The organism is Chromobacterium piscinae, assembly GCF_021129175.1.
GTDB classification, from domain to species: Bacteria; Pseudomonadota; Gammaproteobacteria; order Burkholderiales; family Chromobacteriaceae; genus Chromobacterium; species Chromobacterium piscinae.
In genome coordinates, this window is record NZ_JAJOHV010000191.1 from 1 (window position 1) to 529 (window position 529).

A 529-nucleotide genomic window follows, 5' to 3' on the forward strand; every position below is an offset into this window, starting at 1 on the left:
GACCGGCAGCTTGCGGCCGGCCAGCTCCAGCGCGATCGCGCGGCCTATGCCCCGCCCCGCGCCGGTGACCAGCGCCGCCTTGCGCAAGGCGAGCGGCAGTGCGTGTTCACTCATTCGGATTCTCCATATGGCCGCCGCGCCCCGGCGCGCGGCGCGAAAACAATGGCGCTCACCGGCGCAGCCCCAGCGCGCAGAAAGCGCCGGCGGCGTCGTTGCCCAACACCAGCGCGGCGGCGTCATCCGGCAGCGCTCCGCCGGCTGCGGCTTGCGCCAGCGCCGGATCGGCGTCCGCCGCCACGTCAGGCGTGGCCGACGCGCGCCGGCTTGCCAGCGAAGCGGCGGCCAAGGCCACCTGCAGCGCGCCGCTCCAGCTCTCGCCCTCTCCCCCCAGCGCCCGCGCGGCCAACAGCTTGCACGACTGCCCGGCGCGCTCCGCCAGCCAGCGTCGCAAGGCCCGCGTCTCCAGCCTTTCGTGATCGCGGCCCGCGCCGCCGGCGCCCGGCAACAGCAGGGCCGGCTCGGTGTCGGC

Annotated in this window: 1 protein-coding gene; it reads right to left on the reverse strand. The window is 76.6% G+C overall.

Annotated features, from left to right (window positions below; all coding sequences use genetic code 11):
• Positions 1–169 precede the first annotated feature (169 nt).
• Positions 170–529 (reverse strand): hypothetical protein (locus LQR33_RS24150; protein WP_231470772.1); only part of this gene is annotated, 360 nt, incomplete at its 5' end.